21 protein-coding genes and 1 pseudogene are annotated in these 18,384 nt (G+C 63.6%); 18 read left to right on the top strand and 4 right to left on the bottom strand.

Annotation, left to right across the window (positions count from 1 at the left end):
- The first annotated feature begins 364 nt into the window (after positions 1-364).
- Positions 365-1,264 (top strand): LysR family transcriptional regulator, encoded by a 900-nt coding sequence (locus ACZ6YG_RS20120; RefSeq protein ID WP_466018851.1) that lies wholly within the window; start codon positions 365-367, stop codon positions 1,262-1,264.
- Between the two features lie 482 nt (positions 1,265-1,746).
- Here ACZ6YG_RS20120 and ACZ6YG_RS20115 read toward each other — a convergent pair.
- A pseudogene (locus tag ACZ6YG_RS20115) lies at positions 1,747-1,959 on the bottom strand (transposase); the annotation flags it as partial.
- Positions 1,960-2,243: 284 nt separating this feature from the next.
- On the opposite strand from ACZ6YG_RS20115, the gene ACZ6YG_RS20110 reads away from it, so the two are divergent.
- From ACZ6YG_RS20110 to ACZ6YG_RS20090, 5 genes are all read left to right on the top strand, one after another.
- Entirely contained in the window at positions 2,244-3,053 is an 810-nt protein-coding gene (locus tag ACZ6YG_RS20110; RefSeq protein WP_466018850.1) for a TrmH family RNA methyltransferase, read from the top strand.
- Positions 3,050-3,781: an rRNA methyltransferase gene (locus ACZ6YG_RS20105; RefSeq protein WP_466018849.1), complete on the top strand. Its 732-nt coding sequence runs from the start codon at positions 3,050-3,052 to the stop codon at positions 3,779-3,781. The genes ACZ6YG_RS20110 and ACZ6YG_RS20105 overlap by 4 nt, the downstream gene beginning before the upstream one ends.
- 398 nt (positions 3,782-4,179) lie before the next feature.
- Positions 4,180-4,590 (top strand): hypothetical protein, encoded by a 411-nt coding sequence (locus ACZ6YG_RS20100; protein ID WP_466018848.1) that lies wholly within the window; start codon positions 4,180-4,182, stop codon positions 4,588-4,590.
- Between the two features lie 686 nt (positions 4,591-5,276).
- The gene (locus ACZ6YG_RS20095) at positions 5,277-6,413 is read left to right on the top strand and encodes a Shedu immune nuclease family protein (protein WP_466018847.1); all 1,137 of its coding nucleotides are present in this window, start codon (positions 5,277-5,279) and stop codon (positions 6,411-6,413) included.
- Positions 6,414-6,756: 343 nt separating this feature from the next.
- Complete coding sequence (locus ACZ6YG_RS20090) at positions 6,757-7,533, top strand: restriction endonuclease (RefSeq protein ID WP_466018846.1); 777 nt, start codon at positions 6,757-6,759, stop codon at positions 7,531-7,533.
- A gap of 1,255 nt (positions 7,534-8,788) precedes the next feature.
- Here the strand turns inward: ACZ6YG_RS20090 and ACZ6YG_RS20085 are convergent.
- Genes ACZ6YG_RS20085 through ACZ6YG_RS20075 form a run of 3 tightly spaced genes read right to left on the bottom strand, consistent with a single transcriptional unit; the run spans position 8,789 to position 11,395 of the window.
- Entirely contained in the window at positions 8,789-9,247 is a 459-nt protein-coding gene (locus ACZ6YG_RS20085) for a cytidine/deoxycytidylate deaminase family protein (RefSeq protein WP_466018845.1), read from the bottom strand.
- Positions 9,244-9,939: a RibD family protein gene (locus ACZ6YG_RS20080; protein WP_466018844.1), complete on the bottom strand. Its 696-nt coding sequence runs from the start codon at positions 9,937-9,939 to the stop codon at positions 9,244-9,246. Before ACZ6YG_RS20080 ends, ACZ6YG_RS20085 begins: the two co-directional genes overlap by 4 nt.
- A gap of 34 nt (positions 9,940-9,973) precedes the next feature.
- The gene (locus tag ACZ6YG_RS20075; protein WP_466018843.1) at positions 9,974-11,395 is read right to left on the bottom strand and encodes a helix-turn-helix domain-containing protein; all 1,422 of its coding nucleotides are present in this window, start codon (positions 11,393-11,395) and stop codon (positions 9,974-9,976) included.
- A gap of 136 nt (positions 11,396-11,531) precedes the next feature.
- On the opposite strand from ACZ6YG_RS20075, the gene ACZ6YG_RS20070 reads away from it, so the two are divergent.
- From ACZ6YG_RS20070 to ACZ6YG_RS20015, 12 genes are all read left to right on the top strand, one after another.
- Positions 11,532-11,849, top strand: coding sequence for a hypothetical protein (locus ACZ6YG_RS20070; RefSeq protein WP_466018842.1), 318 nt, complete (start codon positions 11,532-11,534; stop codon positions 11,847-11,849).
- Positions 11,850-11,932: 83 nt separating this feature from the next.
- Entirely contained in the window at positions 11,933-12,187 is a 255-nt protein-coding gene (locus ACZ6YG_RS20065; RefSeq protein WP_466018841.1) for a hypothetical protein, read from the top strand.
- Positions 12,188-12,294: 107 nt separating this feature from the next.
- The gene (locus ACZ6YG_RS20060; RefSeq protein WP_466018840.1) at positions 12,295-13,239 is read left to right on the top strand and encodes a hypothetical protein; all 945 of its coding nucleotides are present in this window, start codon (positions 12,295-12,297) and stop codon (positions 13,237-13,239) included.
- A gap of 89 nt (positions 13,240-13,328) precedes the next feature.
- Complete coding sequence (locus tag ACZ6YG_RS20055; RefSeq protein WP_466018839.1) at positions 13,329-14,189, top strand: FtsK/SpoIIIE domain-containing protein; 861 nt, start codon at positions 13,329-13,331, stop codon at positions 14,187-14,189.
- A 14-nt stretch (positions 14,190-14,203) separates the two neighbouring features.
- The gene (locus ACZ6YG_RS20050; RefSeq protein ID WP_466018838.1) at positions 14,204-14,413 is read left to right on the top strand and encodes a hypothetical protein; all 210 of its coding nucleotides are present in this window, start codon (positions 14,204-14,206) and stop codon (positions 14,411-14,413) included.
- Positions 14,403-14,612, top strand: coding sequence for a hypothetical protein (locus tag ACZ6YG_RS20045; protein ID WP_466018837.1), 210 nt, complete (start codon positions 14,403-14,405; stop codon positions 14,610-14,612). Before ACZ6YG_RS20050 ends, ACZ6YG_RS20045 begins: the two co-directional genes overlap by 11 nt.
- Positions 14,609-14,959, top strand: a complete 351-nt coding sequence (locus ACZ6YG_RS20040) for a hypothetical protein (RefSeq protein ID WP_466018836.1) — start codon at positions 14,609-14,611, stop codon at positions 14,957-14,959. The genes ACZ6YG_RS20045 and ACZ6YG_RS20040 overlap by 4 nt, the downstream gene beginning before the upstream one ends.
- 88 nt (positions 14,960-15,047) lie before the next feature.
- Positions 15,048-15,398: an RRQRL motif-containing zinc-binding protein gene (locus ACZ6YG_RS20035; RefSeq protein ID WP_466018835.1), complete on the top strand. Its 351-nt coding sequence runs from the start codon at positions 15,048-15,050 to the stop codon at positions 15,396-15,398.
- On the top strand, positions 15,395-15,649 hold the full coding sequence (locus ACZ6YG_RS20030; RefSeq protein WP_148030783.1) for a hypothetical protein: 255 nt from the start codon (positions 15,395-15,397) through the stop codon (positions 15,647-15,649). The genes ACZ6YG_RS20035 and ACZ6YG_RS20030 overlap by 4 nt, the downstream gene beginning before the upstream one ends.
- On the top strand, positions 15,649-16,131 hold the full coding sequence (locus ACZ6YG_RS20025; protein ID WP_466018834.1) for a GIY-YIG nuclease family protein: 483 nt from the start codon (positions 15,649-15,651) through the stop codon (positions 16,129-16,131). Before ACZ6YG_RS20030 ends, ACZ6YG_RS20025 begins: the two co-directional genes overlap by 1 nt.
- The gene (locus tag ACZ6YG_RS20020) at positions 16,115-16,726 is read left to right on the top strand and encodes a hypothetical protein (RefSeq protein ID WP_466018833.1); all 612 of its coding nucleotides are present in this window, start codon (positions 16,115-16,117) and stop codon (positions 16,724-16,726) included. The genes ACZ6YG_RS20025 and ACZ6YG_RS20020 overlap by 17 nt, the downstream gene beginning before the upstream one ends.
- A gap of 3 nt (positions 16,727-16,729) precedes the next feature.
- Positions 16,730-18,355 (top strand): replication initiator, encoded by a 1,626-nt coding sequence (locus ACZ6YG_RS20015; RefSeq protein ID WP_466018832.1) that lies wholly within the window; start codon positions 16,730-16,732, stop codon positions 18,353-18,355.
- Positions 18,356-18,384: the final 29 nt, after the last annotated feature.

The raw sequence follows: 18,384 nt of genomic DNA, 5'->3' as shown, positions 1-18,384 counted from the left end.
ACGGGCAGCGCGGCGTACTCGTCCGCCATCGCCGCATCACCCAGCCGCAGGTCCAGCGCTTCGGCCCGCTCCAGCAGAGCCATCCGGTCCAGCACGTCCAGCGCCTCGCCGCGCAGGCCCGCCGCACACCCGCCCGCGCGCACCCGCGGGGCGCGCTCCACCACGGTCGGGGTGAACCCGTGGTGGCGCACCCAGTACGCCGGTGCGGCCCCGGCGACGCCGGCACCGCAAACCAGGACGTCCATCCACGTGCTCCCTCGACCAGGCGAATCGTACGCATCGAGGATCAAGTACGGTGAACACCCGAAACAACGACGAACCCCGAAAGATCACCTTCAGCGGGAGTGAACGGAGCAGGTCAGGCGTGGAACTGCGGGACATCGAGATCTTCCTGACCCTGGCCGAGGAACTGCACTTCGGCCGCACCGCCACCCGGCTGTGCCTGTCACCCGCTCGCGTCACCCAGACGATCCAGAAGCAGGAACGGCAGGTCGGCGCTCCGCTGTTCGAGCGCAACAACCGCACGGTCCGGCTGACACAGGTCGGGCGGCAGCTCCGGGACGACCTCCGGCCGCTGTATGCCGGGCTGAGGGACAGCATGGAACGCGCCCAGCTCGCCGGCCAGGGCATCACCGGCATCCTGCGGGTCGGCATGCTCCCGCTCAACGCCCACGACCTTCGCCCCTACTGGGACGTCTTCCGCCTGCGCCACCCGCTGTGGAAGCTGCGCGTCCACAAAGCACAGGTGGGCGAAGCCTTTCCCGCGCTGCGGCGCGGAGACATCGACGTCCTGGTGAGCTGGCTCCCCGTCGACGAACCCGACCTCACCGTGGGGCCGGTCGTGTTCGCCGAGCAGCGCGTGCTGGCCGTCGCCACCGACCACCAGCTCGCCCCGCGCGCGTCGGTCTCGCTGGAGATGGTCTCCGACTTCCAGCACCCGCACGCCGACACCGGGCCCGGCTACTGGTACGACGCCTACGCCCCGCGCCTTACCCGGCGAGGCCGTCAGATCGAGCGCGGTCCCGTGGTGCGGGACGCGGAAGAGGCCATGACCCTCGCCAGCATGGACGGGCTTGTCGTGCTCTTCCCCGCCCACGTCACCCGCTACTGGGTACGGCCGGACATCGCCTACCTGTCGGTCACCGATATGGAGCCGCTGTCGTACGCGCTGGTGTGGCGGAGCGAGGCTGAGAGCGAGCCCGTCCGGGCCCTGGCCGGGGTCATCCGCGATCTGGGCCCTCTTCCGTCGGCCCCTGCCCCTTGAGGCGGCCTCGGCGCCACAGCGACCGCGATCGCCGGCAGCGGAATAATACGAACGCAAGCCCCAGCACAGCGAGGCACACCTGAACTGGGCCACCGTGACCCTGATGACCAGACGGCTGACCAGGAAAAACACGCGACGGTGGGACAGCCACCCGAAGTCGCACCGCCTCCGCCGCACAAACCCTGGACCAGGCGTACGTCGTCACGGCCTGCTGGCGGCGGCATGACCCGGCAGCCCGGTTCTGGTCGAACGTGATGCGTTTGCGGGTGCGCCATCCGGAGGCGATCTGCCGGTCGGTGCTCGCCTCCAGCCGGTCCAGCGCCGCCCGGCTCCGGTCCCGGGCCGCTGGCCAGCCGATCGCCGGCGGCGCTGGCCTGCTGGTCCCCGGCGACGTCGTCCTGCTCCTGGCCCAGATCGCGATCGGCGGTCAGCCGCTGCTCGCGCATGGCCTGCACCGCATGCGGCATCGCGGGGAACGTGCCGTCCCTGGCCCAGCGCCGGAACCGCGTGTACAGGCTCTGCCAGGACCCGTACCGGGGCGGAACGTCCCGCCATGCCACACCGGTACGGATCTTCCACACGATGCCGTTCCGTACCCGCCGGTCATCCTCACGCGGACGACCTGACCGCGAGACAGGCAGAAACGGCCGCAGCTTCTCCCACTCCTCATCAGTGAGCTCATGACGCCGGGTCACCACACCGTGATCCCCTACCTGGATCACTTCGAAGACACGACCTAGTTAGCGGGCGTCGCCTGGTCACGAAGGCGTCACCTGGCGCTGAGCGGCAGGACGGTCGGTGGTCGCGGCGCTTGAAACGCTCCGGCGTAGTCGAGCTCTGCGAACGGAGAGACAGCCTGATCTCTCGGCTCAGCGAACCTGGCGCCACCGCCTGGATGCGGGGAGGCACAGTAAGCGTGGGGGAAAATCACCTTATTCTGTCGTTCGTGGGGAATCGAGGGCGTTCGGCATCGGGGAGCGTGCGCATCACGCGTGCGAACGCGCGGTTCCCGCAGTGGCGGGCGCTGCTGAGCTATCGGGCCATGCGGCAGCGGGCCTGGCAGTTCGTGGTCCAGGCAGTGCGCCCGATCAGCCTGGTGGTGGAGTTCGGCTGGCCGGTGCGAGCGCTGGTCGGCCACGCCGAGCGGCCGCTGTCGAACTGGGCCGAGCAGATGCCGCAGACGGCCGGCGGCGAGCGGGTGGCCGTGGCCCCCGGCCTGCTGGGTGAGCTGGGCGGCAAAGACGAGGACACACCCGAACTGGTGGTGGCCAGTCCGGGGGACGCTGAGCTGTCCCGCATCCAGGTGGGCCCGTCCTTCCTGTGCGCGGTGTTCGACCAGCCGAGCAACCCCGCAAACATCTGGACGATGGCGCGTTCACTGGACGCTTTCGGCGGCGGAGGTCTGATCGTCACCGGGCACACCGCCGACCCCTACGATCCCCGCTCGGTGCGAGCCTTGCCCGGGTCGCTGCTGACGCTGACGCTGGTGCGGTCCCCCTCCCGGCAAGTACTGGCATGGGCGGAGCGGCTGCGCGCCCAGAGGCAGCCGCCGACGGTGATAGGCACTGACGAGAACGGCACCTGCGACGTCGCCGAGCCGGGCCTGACCAACCTCACCCTGCTGGTCATCGGCGACGAGACCACCGGACTGAGCGCGGGATGGCGACAAGCGTGCGGCACGATAACGCGCATCCCGATGGCCTGTTCAGCCAGCTCCCTGAACGTCGCCAGCGCGGCGACCGTGGTGTCGTACGAGGCCGCCCGTGAGCATCGCGGCCCCACAGCATGACCTACCGTCACGCGATTGCCCGGACCAGCCATGAGGACCTGGCCAGCGGCGCGGTGCTGCATTCAGCCCCGGGCTATCCCGCGTTCCCCGTCCGGCTGGCCAGCGAGATCTTCCAGCGGGCGCTGGCTCTGCGCGGCGGCGACCAGCCCGCCGTGCTCTGGGACCCGTGCTGCGGCAGCGGTTACCTGCTGACCGTGCTGGCGTTGCTGCACCGGCGCCAGATCGCTGCGGTGCTGGCCTGCGACCTCGATCCTGAAGCGCGGAACCTGGCCGAACGCAATCTCGCCCTGCTGAGCCAGACCGGTCTGGCGGCTCGCGCCGCCGATCTCAAGGCCCGCGCTGCCCGCTTCGGCAAACCGGCCTACGACTCGGCCGCGCGTGCCGCCTGCCGTCTCGCCGCCGAACTCGACGCCGCCGGAGGGGACGTGCCGCACGCGGTGCGCCAAGCCGACGTGTTCGACCCTGCCCAGCTCCAGCGGACACTCGGCCGGCACGCACCCGACATCGTGATGACCGACGTCCCCTACGGCGAACAGACCCATTGGCGCGGTCCCAGCGCGGCGGCAGGGGTCAGCGGCATGGTCGAGGCTCTATCGGCCGTGCTCCCGCACGACAGCGTGATCGCGGTGACGGTGCGGGGCCGCAAGGTTCCCATGGACCGCGGGCCGCGGCCCCATGCGTCCTTCAAAATCGGTACCCGAGCCGTCGCGCTGTTTCGAACCTCCTGAAGTTCTCGTGCTTCCGCACGTGTGTGACAGCCGGAGGACGGCACACATGCGTGGTGAGGTCCTTGCCCGCGGGCGTCGGCGATGCGAACGGTTCACGCTTGAGACGCCGTCCTCATCCATGACAGCAGCACGCCCTCGGCGCGTAACTGGTCGTCGATCGCCGACAGATAGCGTGAGTTCCACAAACGACGGCGCTGGCTATGACGACAAGTCCCCGGCGGCGACGACCGGGCGAGATCGTCCTCGCGCAGGCACCCGACCGAGCTGTCCTATCGATGTCGAGCGCGTCGACCGTGCCCAGCAGGACAGGTGCACGCTCGGCGGGTGGTGGCGTGCGGACACACCACCGCACGGGCGGCCTCCTCGGCACAGGCTGCTCTGACCTTGGACGCGAGAGCGTGCCGAAAGTCGGAGCAGGCGAACAGCCCGGCGACTTCGTCGGCTCCTTCCATCTGGTCGCGCGCGGCTTCGGCATGGGCCAGAGCGCCGCAGGCGTCATCGATGGCGCCGAGCGCGGCCCACGCGTCGACGACGCCATCGCCGCCAGCATCGCCGCAGGAACCGCCCATCTACCAAACAGCCTGATCAACGTCGGAACCGGCGGCACCACTTCCCTCAACGACATCGTCGACCAAGCCCGCCAGATCACCGGGTGGCGATGTGCCCGGCACCCGTGCCGACTCATCTCACGCGCGTCGGCTGCTCGGATGGACGCCAACGACCAATCTCTTCACCGGCATGACCGAGCAATAAAGGTGGATGAACACCAACCGGAGCCATACACCTGTTGGGCGAAGACCGTTCAGTAGCGATGCCGTCCACAGGACAGGACCGTCACCCTGCAATCCACGACGGCGGACCCGAATCCGTCCTCCTTGACGCATGACGATCACTTGCTCCGTCGGTTGACGGATCATGTCGCAGTCATGCGAGTAGAGGCACCCGTTGAGTGGTGCCGACAGCTTTTACGTTGTAGATCGCCAGTTCGCGCGTCCCTCACTGAGGACGCACCTCACGGAACCGTGACCCGAGAGAAAGCCTGCCAGTTGAACATCGCGGACCGGCCGGACCGCGGCGAGGATGTCGGGACCTGCCGCTCCGTAACGGTCCGACCTGGCGACTGACCGTTCGGACCACGGTCCAACGACGGTCCAGACAGCGAAAAGGCCGGTCACTCCATTGGAGAACCGGCCTCTGACCTGCTGCGATGTGGTGGGCGATACTGGGATCGAACCAGTGACCTCTTCGGTGTGAAGCAGGGGCATCGACTATGTAATCAGGCGTTTGTACAGGTAGACCCTATGACCAGAGTGCGTTGACGTGCATGATCAGACCTCGTTGAGCGCTCTTGATGTCACGCAGTTCGTCACTCGCTCTCGCGATGGGGATTCGAAAACCGTGAGTGAGCAGGGTGTAACAGTTTGGCGCTTAGACCCGATCCATCTAGTAGGAGAGATGGCGATGCGTGCTGTTGAGGGCAACGCAGGGGGTAGACATGCCCGAGGACAAGATTACTACGCGTTCCAGGTCCAAGAATACGGCAGAGGTCGATCCCATAGTTTTGCGTGGCGGAGATCTGACTCGCTTGGTATTCAAAGCCACGCTGGTAGATAAAGAAGATTCTACTCCCCCCATCATTAGAGGGCAATTTGTCTACCAGAAGAAGCGTAAAGCCAAATTCTGGCAAGATGTAAACGCCATCAATCTCGCGTCCCTAAAAGATGGGGAGGGTGTGCGTCTCGATCTTAGAAGTGATGAGGTTCTGCATCTTTTTGAGTTTCTTCAAAACCTGTATGGGATAGCTGAGCAATTTGGCATTTTACGAGGTAAGGCAGAGTTCATAAAAGCACCTCAAAGCGAACAGCTTCGTGAACTACTTCAAGACGGTAATCTTGAGGATATTTTTGGTACCAGCACCCACGGGGGCATAGTTCTACGAAGGTTTCTCGACTGGGTAGCTCAGCGTCAGTCGACACAACTAGCGAGCATTCTAGGACAGCTCGATTCTGCTCAATTGCTCAACTTCGATGCCGCCATAGGTGCTGCACGCCTGAGTGCTTTTGCGAAGGAGTACACGGAAAACCTGAACCGAGATGAGGAAAATTATTGGCAGAAGCTATTGACCGCAAATGCCTGGGCGTTGTCTCAGCTATTTGCACAGCCCGTCTTACTGATAAACGGTCAGGCTTACGTGGGAGGAAAGAGCAGCGATAACCGTGATGGAAATGTCGCGGATTTTCTGTTCCATAATCCACTAACCGAAGATGCAGCACTCGTGGAAATCAAGACGCCTCAGACCAACCTACTTACAGGAAAAACTCAGTATAGGAACAATACGTGGCAACCTTCGGGAGAGTTTACTGCTGCCGTTCAACAGGCATTGGTAAACAAGCATTCCCTCATGAATAATTTCAAGGACCTCCAAAAAGAGGATGAACCATCATCTGCCTTCAAGGCATTCAACCCCAAAGTTCTGCTAATTATTGGAAGCATTGAACGAGAGCTTACAGACCCCAGTAGGCGTAGGTGTTTTGAACTGTACCGACGCAACTTGCGCGATGTGGAAGTGATCACTTTCGATGAGGTGCATAGAAAGGTTCAGCACCTTATAACGCTGCTAGAAGAGCGCTAGACAGTTAGCACCCCTGAGGGCCAAGACCAATCAGGCGTTAGAGGACTTGGGTACAACAAAATGCCACGAACCGTCCATCCCATCCGCCGTCGACCCACCGCGGAGCACCATGGGGCCGGCACGTGCATGCGCTGCCACCCCGGAGCCGAAGTGCCCCCGCCGGAGGCACGTAGTAAGGCCAGCCCGGCAATCGCCCCCGCTGAGCAGCTCGGCCCGGTGAGCAGAGCAGTGCGCCCTTCAAGCGGCCTTGGAGGGGTTGCACTCCATTCCGCTCCCAGTGTTACCCGTTTCGTCACTCGTGGCGATAGGATCTCCCCAACCGTACGTTGAAGGGTGGAATCGAGTGTCTAGCAACAGCTTTAGCACTGATGACGAGCATCAGACAGCCGTTCCCACGACCCAGCAGTGGGCATTGTATGAAGAAGAGGTGAGTGACATGCTCGCAAAGCTGGACAAGGGTGCGACTGTTCAAAGAAATGTTCTAGTTCCTGGCACTCTTAGCGGCGAGCCGCGACAAGTCGATGTATTGATCAGAGGTTTCATTTCAAGACAAGAGATAACCATAGCGGTCGAGTGTAAGCATTATAAGCGCAAACTAGGCATTGGGATGATCGATGAATTTGCAGGAAAGCTACAAGACTTGGATGTTGAACGTGGCCTGCTGTTTGCCCTTAACGGCTTCACCGCACCGGCACAGAAGCGTGCCGAAGGTGCGAGAGTGCCCAAGATTGCTTTGAGCAGCCTAGTTCTGCACGATCACACTTCCCCAGATTTCGACTCCTTTCTTTTCACTGGTTTTGGAGATTGCCCTAACTCCAGCTGCTATACAGGAGATATTGCTTGGTATGTCTGGACAGCAAGCTCCGAAGAGAATGGATCTGAAAATCTTGAATATGGTAAGTGCGATATTTGCGGAACACAGGCGCTCCGCTGCACTGAGTGTGAGGAGATAGTCGATTTCGTCTGGAAGGAAAGCTCCTGCGAGTCCTGTGGAGCCACTTATAGTCTTATCGAAGACCGAAAAGGAATTGATGTAGAGGAAATCGAAAGGTCCGTAGACGGGCTGACTGTTGAGTTTGTATGCGACTTCTCCCAAGGTCCTATCTATCACTCAAAATAGATCGGTCTTGTTCGATGATCAGTCTTCTTCCGGCCAACGCACAGGCGGTGCAAGTTTTCTGATTGGCTCAAAGATCCATGAACTCTTCGGAACCCCTCCACTGGTCAGAGTTCCATAGTATTCATTGGCCTCACTAGTCAAGCCTATTTCAATTTTCTTCGACAATCGCTTCAATCGTAGGCGAAGCTCGAGTCGAATGCGTAGCGGGGACCACATTGCCTCAGCGAGAAGCTCTGCCGCCTCTTCGGTACATGTAGCAAGCCAAGGAGCAATGCTGCCTTTCAAGTCAGGATCGTCAGCCATTTCCCATGCTCGGCCTGCACCTTCTTGGCAGTCGTCGGAAGAGTAACGCCAGCACGTGTCCGCTAGTGCTGAGTAGTACTTGACGACTTGTCTCGGAATTCGTGCGATTAGTGCTGCCGCTTCAAGCTCGCGCACAACCTTAAGGAATTCCAGCCTAGTATCCTCTGGGCTGGCCCAACGCTGCTGTTCGACCGCCGCAAGTGGCTTATGCACTTCGGCGCGAACCTTGCGACGTTCTGGATTTCTGAGAATCCAAGGGGCCAATATGGCACTAACAAAGATTGCAGTTAGAGCATGGCCCGCTATATCAGCGAATGGCATTTGTACGAGACGTCTCTAATTTCGTTGAGGAAACGTATTGTGGCGGAGACTCGATTGTAGTGGTTCTGCTCGCCACCAGAGGTGCCGTTTCGTCACCAGAAGATCACATCTCGGGACATGCACACGCCATCCATCCCGTCTGCCGTCGACCCACCGCGGAGCGGCAGCGGGCCGGCGACGGAGGTGCAAGCCCGGCTTGACGTGTCCCTGCGCCTGGGCGCCTTCCACGGTCATGTGACGCCAACGGTCACGGCCGGGCTTGCGGCGGAGGAGGCGGTCTGCTGGGCTTGCCTGGGTCGACGTCAGACGGGATGAACTTCCACCCTCGCCACCCCACCACCGGCACGTCCGCGCCACGCCATCCCGGAGCCGGAGCGCCCCCGCCGGAGGCACGCAGTAAGGCAGCCCCGTGACTGCCTCTGCGTGCGCTGACCAGCTCGACACCGTGAGCAGAACCGTGCGCCCCCCAAAAAAGCGGCCCTGTCCTCGTCCGCGCCAGCCGACCGGCGTTCTGCGGGTCGGGCGTGGAGCCCCAGTGGAGTGACCGGCCCGCGTCGCGTCGGCGGCGCGTGCGGCCCGGTCAGGGCCGCTTTAAGTTTGTAGAGAAAGTTCTCACAGACCCCAGTCGTCGTTATCGGCCTTCGGGCATGCCTACTCTGCTGGCTAGGGCTGCAAGGTCGGGTAGCTCAACGACTTCGACCCCGTGTCCCTGGAGGAGTTCGACTCCTTGGCAGTCGGCCACGAACAGACTGGGCTCTCGCCACGCGATTACTACGCGGGGGATGCCTGCGGCCAGAATATGTTCCGTACATGTTGTTGGGCGCGACTTCCGCAACGAGCATGGTTCAAGGCTGCTGTATAGCGTTGCACCATCCAAGGACGTTTGGTCGACTTTGGAGAGCGCTGATTCCTCAGCGTGAACGTGAGGGTCAGTATCTCGTGAATATCCGCTGGCAATCTCCTGGCCGTCCTTGTCCACGATGATCGCACCAACGGAGAAGGCCGTAGACGACGGTGGGCAGTTCTTCGCGAGGTCGATCGCTTGAATCAGCCACTGACGATCGACATCAGTAGCCTGGGCCGGGTTCATGAGGTGGAGTCTCCGGAGGATTGTTTGGGCAAGTAGCGAATCAAGACGACGTCGCCAATAGTCTGGACGTCTGCGACCTTCATTCTGTGTGCGGTCCCGCCTGGGAATATGCCGTCGTTCACGAATCGGGGAGCTTTCGAGTCGCCAACAAAGATCGGCGCAAGTGCAAGGTGTATCTCATCGGCAAGATCCTGAGTGAGGAATTGTGTATGGACGGTACTGCCTCCCTCAACCATGAGGCGGCGCACTCCACGTGAGCCTAGGTCGTCCAGCATGGCTGCCAGACTGAGAGTAGATCCGGTGCCTACGACGCTGGCGAGGTCACCCAAGTTCGCTTCGACTTTCGGCACCGTCGAGTCCGGACAATAGACCGCCTTTTCGCCACCGTGGTGCCAAAATTTCAGATTACGATCCAGATCGCCAGTGGCGGTGACGGTCACTTTGAGCGGATATGGCGATAGCCCTTGTTCAACACGTCGTGCGCGTCGCGCTTCGGAGTTGACGAGTAAACGCGGATTATCCTTGCGCATAGTGGTGGCACCGATAAGGATGGCGTCGCTCTGGGCGCGTACCTCGTCCACTCGGTCGAAGTCAGTAGCATTGGAAAGCAGCAGCCGGTCAGGGCTGGCGTCGTCGATGTAACCGTCTACGGAGACAGCGCAGCTCAGCAGTACGTACGGGCGCGGAGACAAGAGTGATCGTCCTTCGTGTGCGAATACGGTGGGCTTATGCCTGGTGGGCTACAAGCTCATCGAACGTATGACGGAACTCCGAGACGGCGGGAACGCTTCCCCAGCGCTCCAACTGGCCGTCCAACTTGGTGAGTTCGGTGATGATTCGAGCGGAGCCTGTGGCCTGCGCGATGCCAAGGGCCTGTAGGCCGACAGTCGCAGCCTGCTCGGCCTCCTTCGCTCCCGCGTGGGCGAGCGACTCTCTCGCGAGGTAAACCCCTTGATCACGGTGGTAGCCAGCGGGCAACTCCCTGATCGCCTTCTGGAAGCCTTCGGCTGCACGCCTGTGATCGCCGAGAACGTAGTCACTCCGTGCTCGATGAACGTCTACATAGGACGAATCCATCCAGGTGCCCCAGACTCCTGCGAAAGCTGGATCGAGGCCGGACAGTATCGCTTGGGCATCGTCAAGGGCGCGAGCTGCTGCTGTCGGGTCCTTCTGCAATGCGTGACCGTAGGCAGCGTAGGTGGCGGCAATCGCTCCAAGTTTGGTGTCAGGACGCGCCTGGGTCCTGGCCGCTGTCGAGACTCCGACCGCGGTCATGGCGTCGCCCATGTCCCCTGCGAGCTGCCCCTTACGCGCCAGGATGTAAGTGGTGATATCGGTATCGCCGGTTCCGTACGACCACTCAAGGGCTCTGTCGAGCCAGTATCTCGAAGCTTGGAAGTTGCCTGCATCGTGGTGCAGCCATCCGCAGAACTCGGCGTACTGCGTCTGGATGTAGAGCAGATCCCGCCCGTCAGAGCCGCTGTGAACTTGGCGAAGCTGTTGGATGGCGCCGATCTGGGCTTCGACGGTTGGAATCGTGCGCAGTGGTCCCAACAGGTTGTCGTTGTCGATGAGGACCTGGCGCAGTTGTCGGAAGTGTTCCGCAGGGTGGATGTCTGGAGCTACACCTGCCAGAGGTACTGATCCGGCTTGCGCGAGAGCCGGCGGTCCGGCGATGGATGCCGTAACAGCGCTAAGACCCAGGCCGCTGAGGAACGTACGGCGGGGCAGAGTCACGAAGATGATCCCTCCGTCTGAAGTGCGGCAGGGGACAGTGACCCCCACCTCCTCCGACTCTGCTTGGAGATGGGCCATTGAGGCCACAACTTGACCCGTGTTGGCCACATGGTCAAGCGGATTGGCCACATGGTCCGGGTGACGAACGTCATTCGGGTTGGGGTCGACAAGATTCCAGAGGCGAAGAAGTGCGCCGCTTGCATTGAGTTCGCGATCTACTGTTTCGGCTAGTTCGCGTGGTGGCTTCCGTTCGCCGCGTTCAATTCGAGCCAAGTAGCTGGGGTTATAACGAATAAGTTCACCCATTTTGGCCAGCGAGAGACGTCTGCGATCACGCCACGCCCGTAGCTCGGAACCCCAGAGGTGCAAGGGAGAGCGGTCGGGCGTCAGCTCTTTCCTCGGCTGTCCCATGCTGCCTCCGCGAGGTCAATGTGGTCATCCTCCCTGGCCACTTCGAAAGTATCCCCGAATTCGCTCAGAAGCGCCAACCTCGAAACACGGGAATTCGCGCCACAAGGGTGCGGCCCTCGATTCGGAGGTGAGCTTCGTGAAGCTCTTGATCGATGTCACCGGCAAGTCGTTCATGGTGACGAAGGAAGCGGTCGAGAAGACCGACCAGAACGGGCGTCAGAAGTCCGAGCGGGAGACCGGCCGACCGATGTGGGTCACGCAGGTCATGGCGCTGGACGAGACGGGCGGCGAGATGATCAACGTCACCACGGCCGGTGAAAGGCCCACGGTGAACGTCGGTTCTCAGGTCGCTCTGTTCAAGCTGGAGGCACTGCCTTGGGCGACCAACGGTCGCAACGGCGTGGCCTTCCGCGCGGCTGACATCAAGCCCGCTGGTGCTCCGGCCAGCAAGTAGACCGCACTCCATCTGCGCCACGGAACCACGTTCCGAGCAGAAATCGAATCCACCCAACTCGTCTCACAGACAAGGACATCACCATGTTCGGAAACAAGCAGAAGCGCATGGAGCGCATCGCCGAATGTACGGCCCGCGCCGACGAGGCAACCAAGAAAGCCCAGAAGCAAGCCCGCGAGGCCGAGAAGTATCGGCGGATGCTGCGGTCCGGCAAGAGCCAGGACCCCGCCGGAGACCGGTACATGATCCGCGAGCACGAGCAGATGCAGCGGATCGCGGAAGCCGACGCCCGGGACTTCCGCGAAGTCGCAGAGTCCGCGCGCAAGCGCTGGTTCTGATTCACCCCTACCGGCGCATGCAAGCCCGGTCATAAGCGTGCGGGGCCGCCAATCTGCCCAGATCCGGCCCCGCCGCACTCTCAACCCTCGACATGAGGAGAAGAGTCATGTCACAGCGTACCTTCGGCACGCACAACAAGAACAGAGGCGGTTCCGGCCGTCGTGGTAGCTCTGTCACTGTCATTCAGACCAATGTGCAGTACAGCTACCTGCGTACCGCGAAGATCACCTTCTATGTGGTCTTGGCGGTCGTCGGCATTTTCGCCGCCGTCATCTCCACCTACTACCTGCCCCCGCTCGCCGCCGTCCCGATCGGCCTCGCGGCCGGGACCCTCGTCGGCGGGCTCATCGCTGCCATCGTCGCCATCTGGCCCGTGCTTCGGGCTATCTGGTGGTGGCTGCCGGAAATCACCCTCGTTCTGGTCGTGGTCGGCGGCTGGGTGTACCTGCAAGAGCAGACCAACCCGCTCATCACCGGTGCCGCCTACGCCAGCGTCATCGCCGGTTGCGGTCTCGTGCCTGTCTCACGCCGTTACACGCTGGCGCTGCTGTGGTGCCTCATCGTCCGGCACCGTCTGCGCACCTGCTTCACCACTTTCCTGCCCACCGACCGCCACGGCCACCTGCCGTTCATCGGGTGGGCCAAGCCCATCCCGGTCGGGGAACGCGTCTGGGTCTGGCTCCGTCCCGGCCTGTCGCTCGATCAGATCGAATCCCAGCTCGGCAGAATCGCCGTTGCCTGCTGGGCCGCCTCGGTCACCGTGACCAAGGCCCGCTCCTCCAACGCCGCCGCCATCTACCTGGACATCAAACGTCGCGATGTTCTCGGCGGCCTGGTCGGCTCCCCTCTCACCGAGGACCTGCCGACCGATGTCCCGGCCATCACCCGGCCGGTTGCCACCGTTCCGGCTCAGCTCGATCTGGCTGACGTGCCGGACACCGACGACACCGACGCCAGCGAGCGTCCAGCCCGTAAGAACGGCCGGCCCTCGGCCGCCAGCGGCATTCCTGCCAAGACGGCCTCGGACAACCCTGACCTCGACTGGATCTGACGCGTCGCTCTGCTACCGGGAGAACTCTTGCTTTGTCCCTCTCCCGGTAGCGCCTCTCATTCGCCTGACCTGTATGAGGTGACGCTGCCATGCACGCGGCTCTTTCCGAACTCCAGGCCACGATCCCGGTAGCGCCGTCGATGTCCATGTTCGACCCGGTGTTCATCGGGATCGACGAATTCGGCAACCCGGTCTATCTCGACCTGGTGTATCACAACCTGCTGGACGCCGGAGAACCCGGCGGCGGCAAGTCCGTACTGATCCAAAACCTCGTCGGGCACGCCTTCCTGTGCCACGACTTCACCCCCGTCCTGCTCGACCCCAAATGGGTGGAGCTGGGGATGTGGATGGAAGCCGCCGAAGCAACCGGCGGCGTCTTCGTCGGCCCCGACATTGACAAGGGCCTACGCGTTCTGCGGCGCCTGCAGAAGGTGATGGACCGCCGCTATGCCTGGCTGGTCGCTCAGCACCGCCGCAAGTTCCTGCCCAGTGACGCCATCAAAGTCATCGGCGTCTTCATCGATGAACTGGCCTACTACACCGCCACCACCGGCACTCCCGAGCAGCAGAAAGAGTTCATCGCTCTCGTTCGTGACCTGGTCGCACGGGGCCGTGCCTGCGCCATGCCGGTGATCGCCGCCACTCAGCGTCCGAGTGTGGACATCATCCCCACCTCGCTGCGCGATCTGTTCGGCTACCGGGCGGCCTTCCGTTGCACCACCCCGAACAGCTCCGACATCATCCTCGGGCACGGCTGGGCCTCGGCCGGGTTCAACGCCCAAGCCATCAGTCCCCAATCTCCCGGCGTCTTCTACCTCATCGCCGAAGGCGGCATCCCGCATCTGGTCAAGGCCGCCTATCTCACCGACGAGCAAATCCACCAGCTTGTCGACTACGTCACCTGGAGCCGCCGCAACGGCGACCAGGCCCCGATACCTCTCGCCGCCTGAACGGAGAACCCGTCATGCCCCACGACCACGACACGGTCCCGGCCCTGGATGAGGTGCCCTGGCCCGACGAATCAACCAGTGAACTCAACGGGGAAACGCTGCCTCTGTGCTGCGTCGAGTGCAGCAACAGCAGCTTCACCGAGATCACCATCACCACCGACCAGGGCCGTCAGAGCGCCCTGGAATGCACCTGGTGCGGGGAGGTGTACCTCGATGCCCGCTGAGATCAACTCCGGCATCGCCTGGCTGGAAAGCCCGCCGATCATCCAGCACAACCGCTGGTACGACACGCTCAGCCGCCCCTACAGCTGGCAGCTGCCGATGTTCTGGCTCAAGAACGACATCGACACCAGCGAGACCACGACGAAGGCCATGACCGTCCCGGCCTCCGCTTACGACGACCCCCACTGGAGGCCGCTGTGATCTACAAGGCCTACCGCCCTGACGGCAGCCCCGACCTGCGTAACTGGATCGTCCAGTGCGACAACCAGTGCCGCAACATCGTCGCCCTGCTGGAGGCGACCCCCGCCGGCTGGTTCGTCGGCCACCGTGACAACGGCCGTATCTACTGCCCGGCCTGCATCGAGGTTCTCGCCATGGGCCTCATCTCCTGGGTACTGGCCTGCCCGTTCTGCCAATCTTCCAGGCTCATCATCGGCACCAACAGCGACGGAATCGCCGAGTTCGTCTTGTGCGACGGACAGTGCCGCTCCACCTACCTGACCGCCGACGGCTGGCACTGCGCCTGTTGCGGCGACCCCATCACCTAGATCCGGCGTGGGGCCGGACCTCTCGCCAAAGATCCCCGGCCCCCGCCTCAGCTCACTCCCAGCGATCAAGCAAAGGAGCAGAACCGTCATGCACTCTATCCCCGCTTCGGCTGCCCGGGTACCGCAGCTCGAACGGCTTAATGCCATCCCTGGCACCCGGGTCGTCTTCTACGACCCCACCGGCAGTCAGTACCGGCTGCCCACCTACCCGTGGAAATGGGCGCCCAAGCACCTGAAGACCCGGCGTCAACTCGCCGCCCTCGGCCTGCGCCCCGGCGGACAAGCCCCCGTCGCTCAGATCCTGTGGCGTAACGGCGGACGCGTCGCCTACCTCTACGACGTCACTCGCGCGCTGCCCAAGCGCAAGGCCACCGGCAAGCAGCTGGTCGCCCTGGATAAGGCCCAGCGCGTACGTCGCATGAAGCGGAGCGCCTCATGAGCCGCTCCATCGAAACGCCCGACTACGCGGCGTTTCTCAAGAGGATCATTCGCGCCTACAGCAAGCGCATCGCCGAAGGCGACATCGAAGCCCTCGCCGACCTCGCGGGCGTCGTCGCCGAACTCGACCACGCCATCGCCCAGGCCGTCACGCAGCTGCGCGCTGACTATGGCTACTCCTGGGCCGACATCGCCCGGCCCCTCGGCATCACCCGCCAGGCTGCCCAACAGCGTTGGGGCGGTGAACGCTGATGACTGCTGGGATCGTCTACCTGCTGCACTTCGAGCGGCCCTATAAGCACGCTCGCCATTACATCGGCTGGACCCCCGGCGACCTCAACCGCCGCCTGCGCCAGCACCGTAACGGCACCGGTGCCCGTCTCATGGCCGTCATCACCGCCGAAGGCATCGACTTCGTCGTGGCCCGTACCTGGACCGGCGGACGTAACCTCGAACGCTCCTTGAAACGGCGTGGCGGAGCCTCACGCTGCTGCCCCCTGTGCGGCATCACACCTCGGGTCACCGGCTGGGACCAGCCTGACACCGAACCCGCCACGGCAGAGACAACGTTGCCTTACTCGATCAACGTCGTGCCCGCCATCTGTGCGTGCAACCGGATCACCCTTATCGCGGCCTCGCTGATCGCCACAGTCTCGATCACCTGTAGCGACTGCCACGAACCCGTCGTCCCCCAACGCGACGTTCAGGAGGAACACCATGTCCTCACCCGCTAACCGAACCGAACGCGTCGAATCCGGCGTCCAGCTCGTCATCCTGCTCCTGGTCGGTTTCATGGCCGGAGCCGCCTCCTTCACCCACGTCCACGACTGGACCATGGCCAACAGCCCCGAAGGAACCGGCGAATGGTTCGGCTGGGCCAACGCCGTCATCTCCGAACTCACCCCCACCGCCTCCGGCCTGGAAGTCCGGCGACGCAAGCGCAACGGCCAATCCATCACCTACCCGATGATCGTCCTTATCGCCTCCGCCGGTCTGTCCATCTCGGCCCAAATCGCCGTCGCCAAACCCCATCCGACCGGCTGGCTGATCGCCGCCATCCCCGCTCTGGCCTTCCTGGCCCTTACCAAGCTGGTGCTCTCCCGCACTCCCACCACGCAACCGGTGGCAACCCTCACCACGGCACAACCGGCGGCACTCGACACAGCGACCGTGCCGGAACCTGATCCCGAAACAGCGCCTCAACCTGCGGACGCGCCCCATGGCCCTGAGCGCCAGGACCACGCGCACACCGACCGCACCCTCCAGGAACGGACCCCGGCCCTGCCGGTCCTGCACCTGCCAACCCCCGCCCTGGAAGGACAGCACTAACTCATGACCCTCCAGCTCGACACCGCTTCGGCGCTGGCTCTCACCCCCGGGACCACTTCCCTGGCCCCGGGCGTGGGGGCGAACACCGAAACCCCTTGCTCCGGCCTCTTCGACCATGAAGGCCGCCAGCACATCCGCACCGCCCTGGAACGCGCCGCACGCCCCGACTACCCGGCCTGGCTCGGCCACGTCGAATCAGCCGCGGCTTGTACCCAGCCCATCCGGCTCCACGGCAACCTGGCCACCATTGACACCCGTACCGGTGAGATCCTCACCGTCCGGCACACCTCCACCCTGCCGGACGGCGTCATCTACAAAGCCTGCGGCAACCGCCGCCACACCGTCTGCCCCGCCTGCGCCACCACCTACCAGCACGACGCCTACCACCTCGTCCGGGCCGGACTCGTCGGCGGCAAAACCATCCCCGACACCGTCCGCACCCACCCGGCCGTCTTCGCCACCCTCACCGCCCCCTCCTTCGGCCCCGTCCACACCCGCGACGTACGCCGCTGCGCCTGCCGCGACAAAACCCGCTGCACCTGCCGCCCCGCCCCCTGCCACGCCCGCCGCGACGCGCCCACCTGCCCGCACGGACGAACACTGGCCTGCTGGCAACGCCACGCTGTCGGCGACGAGCAGCTCGGCCGGCCCCTGTGCCCCGACTGCTACGACCACAACCACCACGTCGTATGGAACCACCACGCCGGAGAACTCTGGCGCCGCACCAAGCAACACGCCGAACGACACCTCAACCAGCTCGCTCGGCAACGCGGCCTGCCACGAGTCCGGCTCTCCCACGGCAAAGCCGCCGAATACCAAGCACGCGGAGCCGTCCATTTCCACATCCTGCTGCGCCTGGACGGCATCGACCCCGGCCAGCCCGAGATCATCACTCCACCCCCGTCCGGGATCACCGCTGACGACATCATCGCCGCCGTCACCCTGGCCGCCACTGCCATCACTTACACCACCCCCGCCCACCCGGACATGCCCGAGGGCTGGCCCATCGCCTGGGGCGGCCAGCATGAGATCCGGCCCATCACCCTGTCGGCCTCCGGCGACGCTCTCGACGATCAAGCCGTCGCCGCCTATCTGGCTAAGTACTCCACCAAGGGCACCGAGGCCACCGGCCACACTTCCCGGCGGCTGACCGCTGAGACCATCGACCTGTACGCCAACCCGGACGGCACCCATCCCGAACGGCTCATCGCCGCCGCCTGGAATCTCGGCCATACTCCGGAATGGAGAGGACTCCGCAGGTGGGCGCACATGCTCGGCTTCGGCGGACACTTCCTCACCAAAGCCCGCCGCTATTCGATCACCTTCGGCTCCATCCGCGAACAACGAGCCGCCTACAAACGCGCACACGCCCTCAACCGAGGCCAGCCAGGGCCAGAGGGACACCTCGAAACAGCGCGATTCCAGCGTCAAGCCGTCCTTGACACCGAAACCGAGGAAACCACCCTCGTCATCGGATTCCTCACCTACGCAGGCACCGGCTGGCACACGGCCGGTGACCAACTCCTCGCCAACACGGCAGCGGCCCAAGCCCGCGAACGCACCCGAGCAGGACGCGAAGAACTCGCCCACCAACAGGCATGCAGTTCGTCCACACCGCTCGCCGCCTGACCAACCTCAGACCGCGAACGGAGTACCCC

Source organism: Nonomuraea sp. NPDC054003 (assembly GCF_055585125.1).
This window is presented reverse-complemented; position numbering and strand designations above follow the sequence as displayed.